The organism is Saccharopolyspora hordei (genome assembly GCF_013410345.1).
Lineage (GTDB): Bacteria > Actinomycetota > Actinomycetes > Mycobacteriales > Pseudonocardiaceae > Saccharopolyspora > Saccharopolyspora hordei.
In genome coordinates this window covers 2,942,308-2,957,910 of the sequence record NZ_JACCFJ010000001.1, presented here as the reverse complement: position 1 = coordinate 2,957,910, position 15,603 = coordinate 2,942,308, and the positions used below count along the sequence as shown (strand labels likewise).

Genomic DNA, 15,603 nt, shown 5'->3' with positions numbered 1-15,603 from the left:
TCGCGCTGATGCGATCCCTCAGCCCTGCCCCCGACCGTGCGCGGCGGGCCGACCTCCTCGCCTTCGCGGCCGCGATCGCGGCGGTCGCGGGCACGGCCGTCGCGGGCTTCCTGCTGAACCAGGCCGGTGTGCCGCTGTACGCCGACGCCGCACCGCTGTTCGGGTTCTGGCTGCCCCGCACCGGTCCCGGGACCCCGCTCGCGGTCCTCGTCGCCGGTGCGGTCATCGCGTGGGGGCCGCCGCTGGCCGCCCGGCTGCCGTGGGTTCGCCTGCTCGTCGCCGGGTACGTCGCCGCGCTGGCGTGGATGGTGTCGCTGGCGCTGGTGGACGGCTGGCAGGACGGCATCGCCAGGCGCCTGACCGACTGGAGCGAGTACCTGCACGACGTGCCCCGGGTGACCGACATCGGCGCCACGCTGGCGGGGTTCACCGAGCACATCCTGCTCGGGCAGCCCGACTCGTGGACGGTGCACGTGTCCGGGCACCCGCCGGGGGTGCTGCTGAGCTACGTGTGGCTCGACCGCCTCGGGCTCGGCGGCGGGGCGTGGGCGGCCGTCGTGACGATGGCGGTCGGCGCGCTCGCCGCGGTGGCCGTGCCGGTCACCGTGCGCACCCTGGCCGGTGCGGACGCGGCGCGGGCCGCCGTGCCGTTCCTGGTGCTGTTCCCGGGCGCGGTGTGGATGGCGGTGTCCGCCGACGGCATGTTCACCGGGGTCACCACCACTGGCCTCGCACTGCTGGCCGTGGCGTCGGCGCGCCGCGGACCGTGGGCCGCCTGCGCGGCGACGGCGGCCGGTCTCCTGCTGGGCTTCGCGCTGTTCCTGAGCTACGGGCTGGTGCTCCTGCTGCCCCTCGTGCTCGTGGTGCTCTGGCGCACCCGCAACGTGCGTGCGCTGCTGTTCGCGGCGGCCGGCGTGGTCGTCGTGGTGGCCGCGTTCGCGCTGCACGGCTTCTGGTGGCTGGACGGCTACCACCTGGTGGTGCAGCGCTACCACCAGGGCGAGTTCGCCCGACGACCGTACGGTTACTGGGTGTTCGGCGACATCGGCGCGCTGCTGCTGCTGTCGGCGGGCCCGTTCGCCGCCGTCGCCCTCCGCCGGGCCGCGGTGCAGCGGGGCCCGGCCGGCTGGCTGGTGCTGGCGGCGGCCGCGGCGGCGCTGGCCGCCGACGTCTCGGGGCTGAGCAAGGCCGAGGTCGAGCGGATCTGGCTTCCGTTCGCGGTGTGGTTCGCTGTCGGTGCCGCGTTGCTGCCGGGCAGGCAGCCGCGCTGGTGGCTGGCCGGGCAGGCGGTGACCGCGCTGGCGGTGAACCACCTGATCGCGACGAACTGGTGAGGCGGATGGAACAGCAGGCTGGTGCGGGGCGGATCCTCGTCGTCGACGACGACCCCGCGGTGCGCGACGTGGTCCGCCGGTACCTGGAGCGCTCCGGGTACCGGGTCGACCTCGCCGCCGACGGCGAGACCGCGCTGCGGTCGTTCGCCGCGAGCGCGCCCGACCTGGTGGTGCTCGACCTGATGCTGCCCGGGATCGGCGGGCTGGAGGTGTGCCGCCGGTTCCGCGCGGACGGCGCGGTCCCGGTGGTCATGCTGACCGCGCTCGGCGAGGAGTCCGACCGGGTGCTCGGCCTGGAGCTCGGCGCCGACGACTACGTCGTCAAGCCGTTCAGCCCGCGCGAGCTGGTGCTGCGCGTGGGGTCGGTGCTGCGCCGGGCGCGGGCCGCTCCCCCACCCGCGTCCGAGTCGCTGCGCGACGGTGCGCTGCGGGTCGACGTGGGTGCCCGGCGGTGCACGCTGGACGGCACCGAGCTGTCGCTGACCAGCCGCGAGTTCGACCTGCTGGTCTACCTGCTGCGCAACCCGGGGCGGGCGTTCAGCCGGGCCGAGCTGCTGGAAGCGGTGTGGGGCTGGAGCTTCGGCGACCACTCCACCGTGACCGTCCACATGCGACGGCTGCGGGAGAAGATCGAGCCGGATCCGGCGCGGCCGCAGCGGATCATCACGGTGTGGGGCGTGGGCTACCGCTACGACCCGGTGGACGGGACGGGTGCGCCGTGGACGTGATCACCGAACTCACCCACGTCGCGCCGTACGCGATCGGCCTCTCGCTGCCCGTCGCGCTCCTCGGTGCTGGACTGCTCTACGTCCTGCGGTGGCGGTCGCTGGCCACCGCGCTGACCGTGCTGGTGCTCACCCCGCTGCTGGCCACCCTGGCCGGGGTCCTCGGCGTCACCGGGTTCATGTTCGGCCCGCTGCTGACCACGGTGGTGGTGATCTGCACCGCGGTCGGCGTGGTGACCGTGCCGGTCGCGGTGCTGCTGGGCCGCAACGTCGCGCGCCGCAGCGTCTGGGAGCGGGAGGCGCACGCCCGGGAGCGGGCCGCCGAGGCCTCCCGCCGCGAGCTCGTCGCGTGGATCAGCCACGACCTGCGCACCCCGCTCGCCGGGATCCGCGCCATGGCGGAGGCCCTGGCCGACGGGGTCGTCGAGGAACGCGAGGAGGTCTGCGCCTACGCCACGCACATCCGCGCCGAGACCGAGCGGCTCTCCGCCATGGTGGACGACCTGTTCGAGCTGTCCCGGATCACCGCGGGCGCGGTGCGGCTGGAGTTCTCCGCGGTGCCGCTGCTGGACGTGGTCAACGAGGTGGTCGCGGTGGCGGCACCGCTGGCGCGGCACCGCGACGTCGAGCTGCGCACCGCGGACAGCGACTGGCCGGTGGTGCTGGGCAGCGACCCGGAACTCGCCCGCGTGCTGCGGAACCTGCTGTCCAACGCGATCCGCCACACCCCGGCCCGGGGCTCGGTCGTGCTGTCCGCAGGCGCCGAGGACGGCCAGGCGTGGGTGCGCGTCGACGACAGCTGCGGCGGCATCCCGCCGGAGGAGCTGGAGCGGGTGTTCGACGTGGCCTACCGCGGCGACCGGGCCCGCCGGGACGACTCGGCCGGCGCGGGGCTGGGGCTGGCGATCGCGCGGGGACTCGTGCAGGCCCACCACGGCACGATCACCGCCCACAACCACGGCCCGGGGTGCCGCTTCGAGGTGCGGCTACCGCTGGCTCCCGCCGACCGCGGCGGGCTCCCGTAGCGGCGCGTGCGCGAAGGCCGCCACCCCGTCGGCGAACCCGACCGCTGCGCGGAACCCCAGCACGCGTCGCGCCTTCGACGGGTCGGCGACGACGTGCCGCACGTCGCCGGGCCGCGCACCGCCCACGACGCGCGGCGCCGGACCGCCGCACGCCTTCGCCAGTTCGTGGGCGAGGTCGCCGATGGTGTGCGGCTGGCCGGAGCAGACGTTCACCGCCTCCAGGCCACCCGGTGGGGGCTCGGCCCCCACAGCGGCGACGTTCGCCGCCGCGACGTCGCTGACGTGCACGAAGTCCCGCAGCTGCCGGCCGTCCTCCAGCACCACCGGAGCCTCCCCGCGGTGCAGGGCGGACCGGAACAGCGACGCCACCCCGGCGTACGGGGTCCCGCTGGGCATCCACGGCCCGTACACGTTGTGGTACCGCAGCGCCCACACCCCGCCGCCGGTCTGCCGCGCCCACGCCGCGGCGAGGTGCTCCTGGGCCAGCTTCGTGGCCGCGTAGGTGCTCCGCGGGTCCAGCACGGCGTCCTCCGGCACCCGTTCGGGCTCCAGGTCGGCCCCGCACACCGGGCACCGCGGCTCGTACCGCCCGGCGGCGAGGTCCTCCTCCCGCCGCGGCCCCGGTGTCACGAGAGCGTGCTGCGGGCAGCGGTAGCGGCCCTCGCCGTAGACGACCATCGACGACGCCAGGACCAGCCGGCGCACGCCCGCCGCGTGCATGCCCGCGAGCAGCACCGCGGTCCCGACGTCGTTGTGGGAGGCGTAGTCCGGCATGTCGGACGGGTCCTGGCCGTGCCCGACCATCGCGGCCTGGTGGCACACCACGTCCACGCCCCGCAACGCCTCCCGCACCACCTCGGGGTCGCGCACGTCGCCGCGCAGCAGCGGGTGGCGCGGTGGTCGCTCCTCCCCGTGCGCCTGTGGCAGGAAGGCGTCCATCAGGACCACGTCGTGGCCGCGCTCGACCAGCGCGTCGGCGACGGCCGATCCGATGAACCCGGCACCGCCGGTGATGAGAACTCGCACGCCCCGACCGTAAGCGCGGTGCGCGCTCCGCGGCGTCCGCAGCGGTGCACCGTAAGAGATCCACAATGCCTTGCCGATTCCTTGCGGAGCCCTGCCGATCCATTACGGAGCCCTGCCGATCCCTTGCGGAGCCCTGCCGATCCCTTACGGAGCCTTGCCGATTCCTTACGGATCCGCGGGATGCGTGGCGGTGCGCGGCGGGTGAGCGTCGAATGGCCCCATGACCCCAGTCCTGCTCTCCCGGACGCGCGCGGTCGCGGCCGGACTGACCGCCACCGCCGCTGCGCTCGCCGCGGGCCACCTGGTCGCGGGCCTGACCGATCCCCGCACCTCGCCGTTCGTGGCCGTCGGCAACTCCGCCATCGACCTGACGCCCGAGCCGGTCAAGCAGTTCGCCATCGCCGCGTTCGGCACCGCCGACAAGCTGGCGCTGCTGGTCGGCATGGCGTTCGTGATCGCGCTGCTGGCCGTGGCCGCCGGGTTGCTGTCCCGGCGGCACTGGTGGCCCGGGGCCGCGGTGATCGCGGTGTTCGGCCTCGTCGGTGTGCTCGTCGCGGTGGTCCGGGACGAGGGCGGGCTGGCCGCGGCACTGACGTCGCTGGCGGTCGGTGTGGTGGTGTTCTGGTGGCTGCACCACACCGCCGCGACGACCGAGGCCGGACCGGCCGCGGACCGGCGGCGGTTCCTGGTCACCTCCGGCGCCGTGCTCCTCGGAGCCGGGGTCGCCGGCCTGGCCGGCGGGTTCGTGCAGCGCGGCGCCGGCGTGTCGAGCTCCCGGCAGGCCGTCGCCGCGAAGATCCCGGACGTCCCGGCCCCGCCGATCCCGCCGCGGGCCGACTTCGCCGCCTCCGGCACCCCCGCGTTCCTCACCAGCAACCGGGACTTCTACCGGATCGACACCGCACTGGTGGTCCCGCAGCTGAGCGCCGAGGACTGGCAGCTGCGGCTGCACGGGATGGTGCAGCGGGAGCTCGTGCTGACCTACGACGACCTGCTCCGGCGTCGGCTGGAGTCCCGGCCGATCACCCTCACCTGCGTCTCCAACCCGGTCGGTGGCCCGCTGATCTCCACCGCCGTCTTCACCGGGGTGCCGGTGCGGGACCTGCTGCTGGAGGCCGGGGTGCGGCCCGGGGCGCAGCAGCTGTTCACCACCAGCGTCGACGGCTACACCGCGGGCACCCCGCTGGACGTGCTGCTCGAACCCGACCGGGGCGCGCTGCTGGCGGTCGCGATGAACGGCGAGCCGCTGCCGGCGGAGCACGGGTTCCCGGTGCGGATGGTCGTTCCCGGCCTGTACGGCTACGTCTCGGCGACGAAGTGGCTGGTGGACGCCGAGGTGACCACCTTCGACCGGGCCCACTACTGGGAGCGGCGCGGGTGGGCGCGGACCGCGCCGATCAAGACCCAGTCCCGCATCGACCGGCCGCAACCGGGTCCGCCGGTGCCCGCCGGGGCGGTCACGGTCGCCGGGATCGCCTGGGCGCAGCACACCGGGATCGACCGGGTCGAGGTGCGCGCGGACGGCGGGCCGTGGCAGGCCGCGGAGCTGGCCGCGGACGTCAGCCGGGACACCTGGCGGATGTGGCGGGCCGTGCTGGAGCTGGCGCCCGGGGAGCACGTGCTCGAGTGCCGGGCCACCGACCGCGCGGGGCAGACCCAGACCGCGCAGCCCCGAGGCGTGGTGCCGGACGGGGCGACCGGGTGGCACTCCGTGCGGATCGTGTGCCGCTAGCCGGTGCTGCTGAGCCGACTGCCTGAGGTCAGCGCGGCGAGTCCGTCCCGTCCTCGCTCGGTGACGCGGACGCTGCGCGGGACGGTGCCGCGGGTGATCCAGCCGAGCTCGAAGAGCCGGGTGGTGATCGCGGCGCCGAGGGGGCCGGCGAGGTGGTGGGCTTCCTCGGTCCAGTCCACGCAGTAGCGCAGGGGACGCTCGGTGGAGAGCAGCCTCGGCGCGATGTGCCAGGCCGCGAGCCCGGCGGCGCCGTCCGGGGTGAGCCGGTAGTGGGTGCCCCGCCCCGGCGCGGAGAGCCGGTCGCGGGTGGCCCCGGGGTGGTGCTCGCCGTCGCCGCCGGTGATCCACCCGGCGGCGAGGAACTGCTGGAACAGCGCGACTCCGGCGCGCCCGGCGAGGTGGTGGTAGCAGGTGCGGGCGGCGCGCAGCGCGGCGGCGCGGGTGTGCTGGCGCAAGGAGGTGACCGGGGTGCGGGGCGCGAGTCCGGCGAGGGCTTCCAGGACGCCCTCGACCTCGCTGCTGCTCAGCCGGTAGTACCGGTGACGGCCGTGCTTCTCGACGGTGACGAGACCGTGGTCCAGCAGCACGGCGAGGTGGTTGCTGATGGTGGAGGCGGCGGTCCCGGCCTCCGCGGCCAGCCGCCCGGCCGGGAGGGCGCGCCCGTCGGCCAGCGCCATCAGCACCCGCGCGCGTCGCGGGTCGGCGAAGGCGGAGGCGACCCGGGCGATGTCCGGCTCGCCGCGCACGGGCTCCGAGGTGGTCACGCCTCGATGCTAGGAGCCGAACGCTTCGACCGGGCCTGAAGCGTTGCGGGCCCACGATCCCGGGCATGGACCGACCTCGTTCCGGGTGGCCGCTGACGCTCGCGCTGTGCAGCGGCTACTTCCTCGTGCTGTTGGACGTCACGGTCGTGAACGTCGCGCTGCCGCAGGTCCGCTCCGACCTGGGCGCGGGCAGTCCGGGACTGGCCTGGGCGGTGGACGCCTACGCGGTGCCGCTGGCCGCGCTGCTGCTCGCCTCGGGCGCGATCGGTGACCGGCTCGGGCACCGCCGGGTCGTCCTGCTCGGCTTCGCCGCGTTCGGTGCGGCGTCGGTGTGGTGCGCGGTGGCGCCGACCATCGGGGTCCTGGTCGCCGCCCGTGCGGTCCAGGGCGTCGGGGCGGCGCTGGTGCTCCCGGGCACGCTCGCCCTCCTGGTGGAGCACGCGCCGGACGAGGGCGCCCGGGCACGGCTGGTGGGCACGTGGGCGGCGATCGGCGGGGCGGCCCTCCCGGCCGGCCCCGTGGTCGGTGGCGTGCTGGTCCAGGTCGCGGGGTGGCGGGCCGTGTTCTGGCTGGGTGTTCCCGTGATCGCCCTCGCGCTCGTGCCCGTCGTCCGGCTCCGGTCCCGCGACGTGCGCCGGGACGGCACCGTGGCGTGGGCGAGCGCTGCCCTGCTGGGCGCGGCGCTGGCCTGCGCGGTGACCGCGATCGTCCGGGGCGCGGACGCCCTCCGGTCGGCGGGCGTCCTCACCCTGGCGGCGGTGTGCCTCGCGCTCGCGTTCGTCCTCGTCGAGCGCCGCGCGAGGCATCCGCTCATCCGGGTCCCGGGGCAGGCGCGCGGGGCTCTGTCCGCGGCGTGCCTGGTGGCCGGGCTGATGAACCTGTGCGTGCTCGGCGGCCTGTTCCTGCTGACCCAGCTGCTGCAGGACGTGCACGGGCTCAGCCCGCTGCTGGCCGGACTCGCCACCCTCCCGGCGATGCTGCCGCTGCCGCTGCTCGGCAGCCCGGCCGGTCGGCTCAGCGCCCGCATCGGCGCGTGGCCGACCAGCGCGCTCGGTCTGCTCACCGCGGCCGCCGGCTTCGTCGGCATGGCGACGAGCACCACCGGCACCGACCACGCCGCCCTCCTGCTCTCCCTGGCCCTGTGGGGCGCGGGTGTGGGCGTGCTGACCCCGGCGATCGTCTCCGCCGCGCTGCAGGCCGCACCCGGCTCGCCCGGGGTGGCCTCCGGTGCGAGCAACACGAGCCGGCAGACCGGCGGAGCGCTCGGCATCGCGATCGCCGCCGCCATCGCCGGGAGCCCGGGAGAGCCCGGTTTCCTCGCGCACGCGACCGCGCTGTACCTCGCCGCTGCCGCCGCGTTCGCCCTCACCGGCCTGGTGTGCTGGGCCGCGGCACGCGGTCCGCGCCGTTCTCGCGGTCGACCGGCTCCGGACTCCGCACGACGAGCCCGTAGATGACCAGCACGGACAGCGCGATGACCAGCACCGACCACAGCGGGAAGGCGGTGAGGAACACCAGGTGCCCGATCGCGCAGAGCGCCGCGAGGTCGATGCCGATGAACCGGGCCCACCCGCGCCCGAGCACCGCACCGGCCCCGGCGACCAGTTGCAGGACACCGAGGACCAACCAGATCACGCCCCAGGCGGTGTAGTCGAACGCCAGCAGCCGTGAGGTGTCCACCAGGAAGTAGCCGGGGCGCAGCAGCGCGGTGAGCCCGGTGATGACGTTGAACACGCCCAGCAGGCCGAGCATCGAACCGGCGAACGCGAGCCACCCCGACGGTGGCCCGACGTGCTCGGAGCGGGCCAGCGCCCAGGTGCTCCGCCCCGGTTCGACGCGCTGCTCGGTCCCCCGCCGCCCTGCGCTCGGTCCGGACGTCATGGCTCCCCCCATCCGCTCGTGCACCAGGAGTGCCCGCGGCGGGCGGGGTTCAAAAGTCCGCGGCGGTGAGCTCGCGCAGCAGCCCGACGGTGCGTCGCGCGGCGGGGTGGTCGGCGATCGACTTGCGCACCACCACGCTGATCCGGCGCACCGGCGCCGGGTCCACCACCGGCACCGCGGTCAGCCCGGCGGGGAGGTTCCCGATGCCCAGCCGCGGGATCACCGTGATGCCGATGCCGGTGGCCACGAACGGGATCGCGGTCTGGTAGTCGCGGGTCTCGACGACGAACCGCGGGGCGACGCCCGCCTCGGCGCAGGCGTCGAGGAGCACCTGCCGGCACGCCCCGGCGGCGAAGTCGTTGTCCACCCAGTGCCGTTCGGCCAGCTCGGCCAGCGGCACCTCGGCGCGGTCGGCCAGCGGGTCGTCGTCGCGGACCACCACCAGGTACGGGTCGTCGATGAGGCGGTGCACCGCCACCTGCGGGGGGAACTCCGTACCGGGCCGCTCGACGAGGATGTCGATGTCCGGTTCGGACGGGTCGAGCTCGGTCAGCCGCAGTTCCAGGCGCAGTTCCGGGAACTCGGCGCGCAGCGCGGCCACGATCGACGGCAGCCACGACGCCCCGGCGCTGCCGAAGTAGCCGATCGACAGGCTGCCGATGCGCCCGGCGCGCAGGTCGCCGACCACGCCCTCGAGCCGGCTGACCGCCTGGAACAGCGGTTCGGCCTCCGCCGCGAGGGTCCGCCCGGCGGCGGTGGGTTCGATCCCGCGCCCGACCCGCTCGAACAGCTGCAGTCCGGTCTCGCGCTGCAGCGAGGCGAGCTGCTGGCTCACCGCGGAGGGCGTGTAGCCGAGGGCGGCAGCGCTCGCGCGGATCGATCCGGTCGCCACCACGGTCCGGAGCACGCGCAGCCGGGGAAGGTCGAGCACGCCCACAACTGTACAGCGCTGCTGAACGGTCCGGTAGGAGAAATCGCTTGTCCTTGCCTTTCGGGCTGGCGACGATGGGCGTCGTGACCGGACAAACCCACCTCCACGACGTCACCCCCACCAGCGCCTCCCCCGCCGAACGCGGGCGGGCGACCGCGGCCGTCCTCGTCACCATCGTGCTGTGGGCGTCGGCCTTCGTGGCGATCCGCGCCGTCGGGCACTCCCTCTCCCCCGCGCCGATGGCGCTGCTGCGCCTCGCCGTCGCCGCGGCCGCCCTCTCGGTCCTGGTGGGGCTCACCACCCGCGGCGCGCCGCGCGTCCCGCGGTCCGGCCGGACGCTGCTGCTCATCGCGGTGTACGCGGTGCTCTGGCTCGCCGGGTACACCGTGGTGCTCAACGCCGCCGAACTGCACATCGACGCCGGGACCGCCGCACTGCTGGTGAACACCGCGCCACTGCTCATCGCGTTCGGTGCCGGACTGTTCTTCGGCGAGGGCGTCTCCGCGGTGCTCGTCCTCGGCTCGCTGGTCGCGCTGGGCGGGTTGTCGCTCATCGCGTTCGGCTCCCCCGGGCACCGCGACGGCCTCGGCGTGCTGCTGTGCCTGGTCGCGGCCGTGCTCTACGCGGCGGGCGTGCTGGTCCAGAAGGCCGCGCTGCGCGGCGTGGACGGTCTGATCGCGATCTGGCTGGGCTGCCTGGTCGCCACCGCGGTGCTGCTGCCCTGGACCCCGCAGCTGCTCGACGAACTCGCCGCTGCGCCGCTGAGCGCGATCGCGGGGACCGTCTACTTGGGACTGTTCCCGACTGCGATCGGCTTCACGACCTACTCCTACGCGCTGCGCCGCATCGAGGCGGGCAGGCTCAGCACCACGACCTACGCGGCACCGGCGGTCTCGGTCCTGCTGTCCTGGCTGCTGCTCGGGGAGGCACCGACGGTGCAGGCACTGGCCGGTGGCGCGATCTGCCTCCTCGGCGTCGCGATCTCCCGCCGCGCCCCGCGCTGAACCCCGCGCCGTGCCACGGGGATCCGCGTGTGGGTGCGCAGGCCGCGCTCGGCCGCGCACCCACACCCGGCATCAGGCGGGAGCCACGCTCAACCGCGGCGGCCCCCAGGCCGCGATGCGCACCCGCAGCGACTCCCCGACCTGCGGCGTGCGGTCCCACTCGTCCTTGTGCATCAGCCCGTGGATCCCGGGGGCGACCTCGACGAACGCGCCGAACGGGACGACCGTCACCACGGTCGCGTCGACGACGGTGCCCTCCCCGTGCTCGTCCTGGAACGCCTGCCACCCGGCGAGCGAAACCTCTGGCGAGGACATGGACTTCACCTCCTTCCGCGATCCCGCAGAGATGTTCGGGACGCGTCCGGAGGGCGGACCCCGGGCCCGCGCCGTGATCACCTCACGGCCGGGAACCCTTCCTGTGCGCGGCTTTCCGCCGACCCGGCAGTCACGAGCGGCACGCTAGCAGGTTCTGCTGAGCCGCACCACCACGTCGCGGCGTTCCTCTAGTCTTGACGGCCGGGCCGCTGCGCAGGGGGCGATGATGAACGGGGTTCCGGCCGAACTCGACGAGGCCATCGCCGCACGACGCCAGGCTCTGGCGCAGACGGCCGACGACGTCACGGCCTACGGCGCCGCCGTGGAGCTGACCGAGCTGCTGCTGCAGCGGTGCCAGCTGACCGGCGAGGACCCGGCCGAAGCGATCGCCGTCGCGGGACGGCTCGCCGGTGCTCTCCTCGCGGACTCGCCCGCCCGCGCCCTCCCGCTGCTGCACCTCGCCGCGGGGCACTGGGCCCGCGCGGCCCAGGGCGGTGCGCAGTCGCTGCGGACTTCGTGGGAACTCCTGCGGGAACTGCGCCCGCTGCTCGACGACGACCACCCGATGCACCCGGAGATCCGTGCCCGCGCCGGGGTCCTCGCCTCCGACATCGCGGTGCGGCTGGTCGACCGGGACTGCGCGGAGGAGGCGCTCGCGGACCTCGACCAGGCCCTGCAGCGGCTCGCGGACGGCCCGCTGCAGCGCGCCGCGCGGTTCCACCGCGCCGTGGTGTGCGCCACGCGGTTCCGCGCGATGGGCGGCGAGGACAGCGACCGGCGCTACGCCGTCGACACGTTCACCGAAGCCCTGGAGTGGCCCGAGACCGACGCCGCTCTCGCGGACCGCTGCCACGCCGAGATCGTCTACCTGCTGCTGGCCGAGCAGCTGCCACCCACCGAACGACGTCCCGACTCGGGGGACGACCAGCAGGTCGTCGAGTGCGTCCGGGCGGCCCCGGCGACCACGCTGGCCGCGCTGCGCACGCACCTCGACGCGGTGTCCGCACCCGCCGCCGAGGTCCCGGAGCTGGCCGCCATCCGCTTCACCGTCATCGCCGCGCAAGGACCCGAGACCACGCAACGGGATTGGGACGTGCTGGCCGGCGACGCCGATGTCCTCGCCGCCCGGCTGGACGAGCACGATCCCCGCCGCCACCAGCTCGTCGCCATCCGGGCCGCGCTGTCGTCGGACCCGCGACCGGCCGAGCCGCCCGACGGGCTCGCCGAGCTGGACGAGGCGATCGCCGCGCAGCGGCGGAAGGTGGTCCGCGCGGCCGAGGGGCAACCCCTGGCCGCCGACCTGCTGGTGATCAGCAACCTGCTGCACCAGCGCGCCGAGCTGACCGGCCAGGACCCGGGGAAGTCCATCGAGATCGCCGAGGCGTTGGTGGCGCTGCTCGACCCGCCCGAGCAGTCCGCCGCCGTGCTCCAGCTCGCGCTCGCCCTCTTCTCCCGCGGTTCGCTGCCGGACCTGCGCCGGGCCGCGGAACTGCTGCGGGGACTGCGAGAACAGCACCCCGAGGGCTCCCCGGAGCGCGCCAAGACCTGCGCGCACGGCGGCCTGGTGCACGCGAAGCTCGCGGCGACCTCCGGCGACCCGGCGGACGTGGCCGAGGCGATCGAGCTGCTGGACGCCGCGCTGGCCGACCTCCCGGACGGTGGCCTCCGCCGGCGGGCGTGGATCGCCCGGGCGTCGCTGCACCAGCTGCGGTTCCTGGAGATGGGCGGGACCGAGGAGGACCACCGCGAGGCCACCGAGGCCTTCACCGCGGCGTTGGACTGGGCGGATGCGGAGACCCGGGACCTCTGCCACTCCGCGCTGGCGACCCTGCTGCTGCTCCGCGACGTCCCCGCGGACGCGCGGCGGGACCCGGAACGCATCGACCCCGACGACCTCGTCCGCTACGTCGACCGCGAGCGGTTGGCCGAGGCGCAGCGGCACGTGGCGGAGGTCCCCGACGCCGCGGACGAGGAAGCCGCCGCGATCCGGCTGCTGGCCCGGTCGGTCGGCGGTGACTGGCGCGAGCACGACCTCGGTGAGGTCCTGCGGGACCTGGCCACCGCCGCGGGCGGCGAGCTGAGCGCCACCGAGCTGGCCGCGATCCGGTCGGTCGGCGCGGCGCTGCCGGAGTGCCGGGACGACGAGGAGGTCCGCCGGCTGCTCGCCTCGGCCTCCCGCGACCTGCCCGACGGTTCGCTGCTGCACGAGCTGTTCCTGCTGTTCCGGATCGACCCCGACTCGCCGGACAGCCTCGGCGGTGACGACCTGGCGAGGCTGATCGACGCCAGCGAGCAGCGGCTCGAGACCCTGCCGGAGGGCTCCCCGGAACGCGCCGAAGAACTGGTCGCGCTCGCCTCGATGCTGGTGGTCAAGGCCCACCACGGTGGCGACGGCGCGGCGGGAGCGCTGGCGCGGGCCAAGGAGATCGCCGAGCACGTGGCGCAGCGGTACCCGGGCGTCGAGACCGCGTCGGGGGTCAGCCACGCCCTGCTCGCCCTCAGCGCCGAGTACGGGGTGGGCCACTCACTCGACACCGTCCAGGACGCGCTCGAGCACGTGCGCCGGGCCGACGAGCTGCTGCCGCCCGACGACGAGACGCGGGCCGACGTGAACACGGCGCTGGGCACGATGCTGATGATGCGCTACCTGCTGTCGGGCAACCGCGAGGACGCCGACGCCGCCGTGTACTACACCCCCGACATCGACGAGCGCTGGTCGGGTTTCGCGCGGTGGGTGCGCGAGGTGGCGTCGGAGCCGATCGCCGATCTGGACAAGGGGATCGAGAAGCTGCGCGCTTCCGTCGCCGAGCCACCGCCGGAACACCGCGTCCGGTGGACGGCCCGGTGCGCCGTCGCCCTGCACCTGCTGGCCCAGCTCCCGTTCGGGTCCGTGCCGGCCCCACCCAGCGCGGCCGATGTCGACGCGGCCCGCCAGGCGCTCGCGGACGCGCAGCGGGTGCCGGAGAGCAGCGCGGAGCGGGCCGGCGAGGTCTCCGGCGCGGCGCTGCTCTGCGCGGCGGTCGGGCTGGCCGCGGACGACATGACCGTGGCCGACGAGGGGTTGGCGGCGCTCGACGCGGTGAGCCGGCAGCCCGGACTGGCGAAGGAGCTGCAGTACTTCACGGTGCACCTGCACGGGATCGCGCGGCAGGTGCGCGCGTGGCGCCGCTCGTCCGCCGACGCCCTGAGCGCGGCGATCGAGGCGCTGGAACGCATGGTCCGGGAGCACCCCGCGGGGCTCAGCGAAGCGCTGACGGCCAACCTCGACCTGCTGGCCGCGAACTACGAGGAGCGCGGTGACCTGCAGCGCGCCGTCCAGACCAGCCTGGAGGCGCTGCGGACGCGGGCACGGGGCGTGCTGCTGCAGTCCAGCCCGCAGCGGGCCATGGGCGTGGCCGGGGTGGCGGTGGGCAGCGCCGCCACCGCCGCGCAGCGCTGCCTGCGCGCCGGCGACCTGGCCTCCGCGGTGCAGGCCCTGGAGCTCGGCCGCGGCATGGTACTGCACGCGGCGACCTCCGCGGCGACGATGCCGGACCGGTTGCGCGACGGCGGGCATCCCGATCTCGCGGAGCGGTGGGAAGCCGAGGTCGACCAGCAGCAGCCCTGGGACGCGGGCACGAGCCGGGGTGACCGGACGGAACTGCGGGTGCCCAGCGACCTGCGCCTGGCCGCGCTGCGCGCGCTGGAGGGCACCGCCGCGGAGCACGACCTGCTCTCCCCGCCGAGCGTGCCCGCGGTCGGTGCCGCGCTGCGCAGCCGCGGCGCGCGGGCGCTGGTGTACCTCACCGCGGGGGAAGCCGTGGTGGTCACCGAGGACGACGACCTGCACCACCTGCCGCTGCCGGGCCTGCGCGACCGCACCCCGGTGCGGCGGTTCGACCTTGTGCAGCAGGAACGCGCCCGCATCGGAGGAGCCGCGGAACAGCCGTGGCGGGCGGCGCTGGACGACCTGTGCGGCTGGGCGTGGACGGCCGCGATCGGTCCGCTGCTGGACTGGCTGGGCGAGGAGCGCCCGCGGGTCGTGCTGGTGCCGACCGGGCGGTTGACCACCGTCCCGTGGCACGCGGCGCGGGAACCGGCGCAGGACGGGCGGTCCCACCACGCCTGCCAGGACGCGGTGTTCAGCTACGCGGCGTCCGCGCGGCAGTTCGTCGAGGCCGCCCGGCGTCCCGTCCGCCCCTTCGCGGAGCGGCCCGTGCTGGTCCGCACCCCCGACCTGCACTGGACCCGGCACGAGATCGGGCACCTCCACGCCGCGCACTACGCGCACGGCCAGTACCTCGGCCGGCCGGGACGCCGATCGGTGCCGACCCCGGAGGACGTGCTGGCCGCGCTCCCCGACGCGACGCTGCTGCACCTGGGCTGCCACGCCGAACCCGCGGAGCTGCCGGTGGATTCCGCGCTGCGCCTCGGTGCCGGGCGGGCGCTGCCGGTGCGGGAGGTGCTGCGGCGCGGCAGCGGCCCGCGCGGGGCGCTCGTCGTGCTCGCTGCCTGCGCCAGCGACCTGACCGAACGCCAGCACGACGAAGTCCTCACCCTGGCCACCGCGTTCCCGGCGGCCGGCGCCGGCGGGGTGGTCGGCACCAAGTGGGCGATCGACGACCTCGTCACCGCGATGTTCATGATCGTCTTCCACCACCACCTCAACGGCGACCACCCCGATCCCGCCGAGGCCCTGCGCGCCACCCAGCTGTGGATGCTCGACCCGGACCGACCGACGATCCCCGACGCCCCGGCCGAACTGGTCCGGTACTTCGCCGAGACCGACCCCACCACCCCCGCCCACTGGGCCGCCTTCACCTACCACGGCCGGTGAGGGTGGAGAACACGCACCAGACACCCCGCGCAGTGACACCGCCGCCAGCC

Annotated in this window: 12 protein-coding genes; 7 read left to right on the top strand and 5 right to left on the bottom strand. The window is 75.3% G+C overall.

The window, feature by feature from the left end; genetic code table 11:
* Positions 1 to 8: 8 nt before the first annotated feature.
* From HNR68_RS13740 to HNR68_RS13730, 3 genes are read left to right on the top strand one after another with little or no spacing between them, the layout of a single operon-like run.
* Positions 9 to 1,334, top strand: a complete 1,326-nt coding sequence (locus HNR68_RS13740) for a hypothetical protein (RefSeq protein WP_179721054.1) — start codon at positions 9 to 11, stop codon at positions 1,332 to 1,334.
* A gap of 5 nt (positions 1,335 to 1,339) precedes the next feature.
* Positions 1,340 to 2,062: a response regulator transcription factor gene (locus tag HNR68_RS13735; protein ID WP_179721052.1), complete on the top strand. Its 723-nt coding sequence runs from the start codon at positions 1,340 to 1,342 to the stop codon at positions 2,060 to 2,062.
* Positions 2,053 to 3,084, top strand: a complete 1,032-nt coding sequence (locus HNR68_RS13730) for a sensor histidine kinase (protein WP_380573077.1) — start codon at positions 2,053 to 2,055, stop codon at positions 3,082 to 3,084. The genes HNR68_RS13735 and HNR68_RS13730 overlap by 10 nt, the downstream gene beginning before the upstream one ends.
* On the opposite strand, the gene HNR68_RS13725 is transcribed toward HNR68_RS13730, so the two are convergent.
* Positions 3,046 to 4,110 carry an NAD-dependent epimerase/dehydratase family protein gene (locus HNR68_RS13725; protein ID WP_179721048.1) on the bottom strand — a complete coding sequence of 355 codons (1,065 nt, stop codon included), beginning with the start codon at positions 4,108 to 4,110 and terminating at the stop codon, positions 3,046 to 3,048. The two genes, HNR68_RS13730 and HNR68_RS13725, sit on opposite strands and share 39 nt — an antisense overlap.
* 220 nt (positions 4,111 to 4,330) lie before the next feature.
* On the opposite strand from HNR68_RS13725, the gene HNR68_RS13720 reads away from it, so the two are divergent.
* Positions 4,331 to 5,842 (top strand): molybdopterin-dependent oxidoreductase, encoded by a 1,512-nt coding sequence (locus HNR68_RS13720; RefSeq protein ID WP_179721046.1) that lies wholly within the window; start codon positions 4,331 to 4,333, stop codon positions 5,840 to 5,842.
* Here HNR68_RS13720 and HNR68_RS13715 read toward each other — a convergent pair.
* Positions 5,839 to 6,606 (bottom strand): ArsR/SmtB family transcription factor, encoded by a 768-nt coding sequence (locus tag HNR68_RS13715; protein WP_343050137.1) that lies wholly within the window; start codon positions 6,604 to 6,606, stop codon positions 5,839 to 5,841. The two genes, HNR68_RS13720 and HNR68_RS13715, sit on opposite strands and share 4 nt — an antisense overlap.
* A 65-nt stretch (positions 6,607 to 6,671) precedes the next feature.
* Between HNR68_RS13715 and HNR68_RS13710 the strand changes: the two genes are divergently transcribed.
* Complete coding sequence (locus HNR68_RS13710) at positions 6,672 to 8,063, top strand: MFS transporter (RefSeq protein ID WP_179721044.1); 1,392 nt, start codon at positions 6,672 to 6,674, stop codon at positions 8,061 to 8,063.
* On the opposite strand, the gene HNR68_RS13705 is transcribed toward HNR68_RS13710, so the two are convergent.
* Positions 7,972 to 8,487, bottom strand: a complete 516-nt coding sequence (locus HNR68_RS13705) for a DUF7144 family membrane protein (RefSeq protein ID WP_179721042.1) — start codon at positions 8,485 to 8,487, stop codon at positions 7,972 to 7,974. The genes HNR68_RS13710 and HNR68_RS13705 overlap by 92 nt on opposite strands.
* 49 nt (positions 8,488 to 8,536) lie before the next feature.
* Positions 8,537 to 9,418: a LysR substrate-binding domain-containing protein gene (locus HNR68_RS13700; protein ID WP_179721040.1), complete on the bottom strand. Its 882-nt coding sequence runs from the start codon at positions 9,416 to 9,418 to the stop codon at positions 8,537 to 8,539.
* Positions 9,419 to 9,492: 74 nt separating this feature from the next.
* Here HNR68_RS13700 and HNR68_RS13695 point away from each other — a divergent pair, with 74 nt between their 5' ends.
* The gene (locus tag HNR68_RS13695) at positions 9,493 to 10,422 is read left to right on the top strand and encodes a DMT family transporter (RefSeq protein WP_179725029.1); all 930 of its coding nucleotides are present in this window, start codon (positions 9,493 to 9,495) and stop codon (positions 10,420 to 10,422) included.
* 72 nt (positions 10,423 to 10,494) lie between these two features.
* Here HNR68_RS13695 and HNR68_RS13690 read toward each other — a convergent pair whose 3' ends face one another.
* Positions 10,495 to 10,737, bottom strand: coding sequence for a S1 RNA-binding domain-containing protein (locus HNR68_RS13690; protein ID WP_179721038.1), 243 nt, complete (start codon positions 10,735 to 10,737; stop codon positions 10,495 to 10,497).
* Positions 10,738 to 10,963: 226 nt separating this feature from the next.
* Here HNR68_RS13690 and HNR68_RS13685 point away from each other — a divergent pair, with 226 nt between their 5' ends.
* Positions 10,964 to 15,553 (top strand): CHAT domain-containing protein, encoded by a 4,590-nt coding sequence (locus tag HNR68_RS13685; protein ID WP_179721036.1) that lies wholly within the window; start codon positions 10,964 to 10,966, stop codon positions 15,551 to 15,553.
* Positions 15,554 to 15,603: the final 50 nt, after the last annotated feature.

What these genes read in the sequence shown, in the direction of transcription:
- HNR68_RS13740 (WP_179721054.1), top strand. Translation starts at nt 9, where the DNA reads ATGCGATCCCTCAGCCCTGCCCCCGACCGTGCGCGGCGGGCCGACCTC.
- HNR68_RS13735 (WP_179721052.1), top strand. Translation starts at nt 1,340, where the DNA reads ATGGAACAGCAGGCTGGTGCGGGGCGGATCCTCGTCGTCGACGACGAC.
- HNR68_RS13720 (WP_179721046.1), top strand. Translation starts at nt 4,331, where the DNA reads ATGACCCCAGTCCTGCTCTCCCGGACGCGCGCGGTCGCGGCCGGACTG.
- HNR68_RS13710 (WP_179721044.1), top strand. Translation starts at nt 6,672, where the DNA reads ATGGACCGACCTCGTTCCGGGTGGCCGCTGACGCTCGCGCTGTGCAGC.
- HNR68_RS13705 (WP_179721042.1), bottom strand. Translation starts at nt 8,487, where the DNA reads ATGACGTCCGGACCGAGCGCAGGGCGGCGGGGGACCGAGCAGCGCGTC.
- HNR68_RS13695 (WP_179725029.1), top strand. Translation starts at nt 9,493, where the DNA reads ATGGGCGTCGTGACCGGACAAACCCACCTCCACGACGTCACCCCCACC.
- HNR68_RS13690 (WP_179721038.1), bottom strand. Translation starts at nt 10,737, where the DNA reads ATGTCCTCGCCAGAGGTTTCGCTCGCCGGGTGGCAGGCGTTCCAGGAC.
- HNR68_RS13685 (WP_179721036.1), top strand. Translation starts at nt 10,964, where the DNA reads ATGAACGGGGTTCCGGCCGAACTCGACGAGGCCATCGCCGCACGACGC.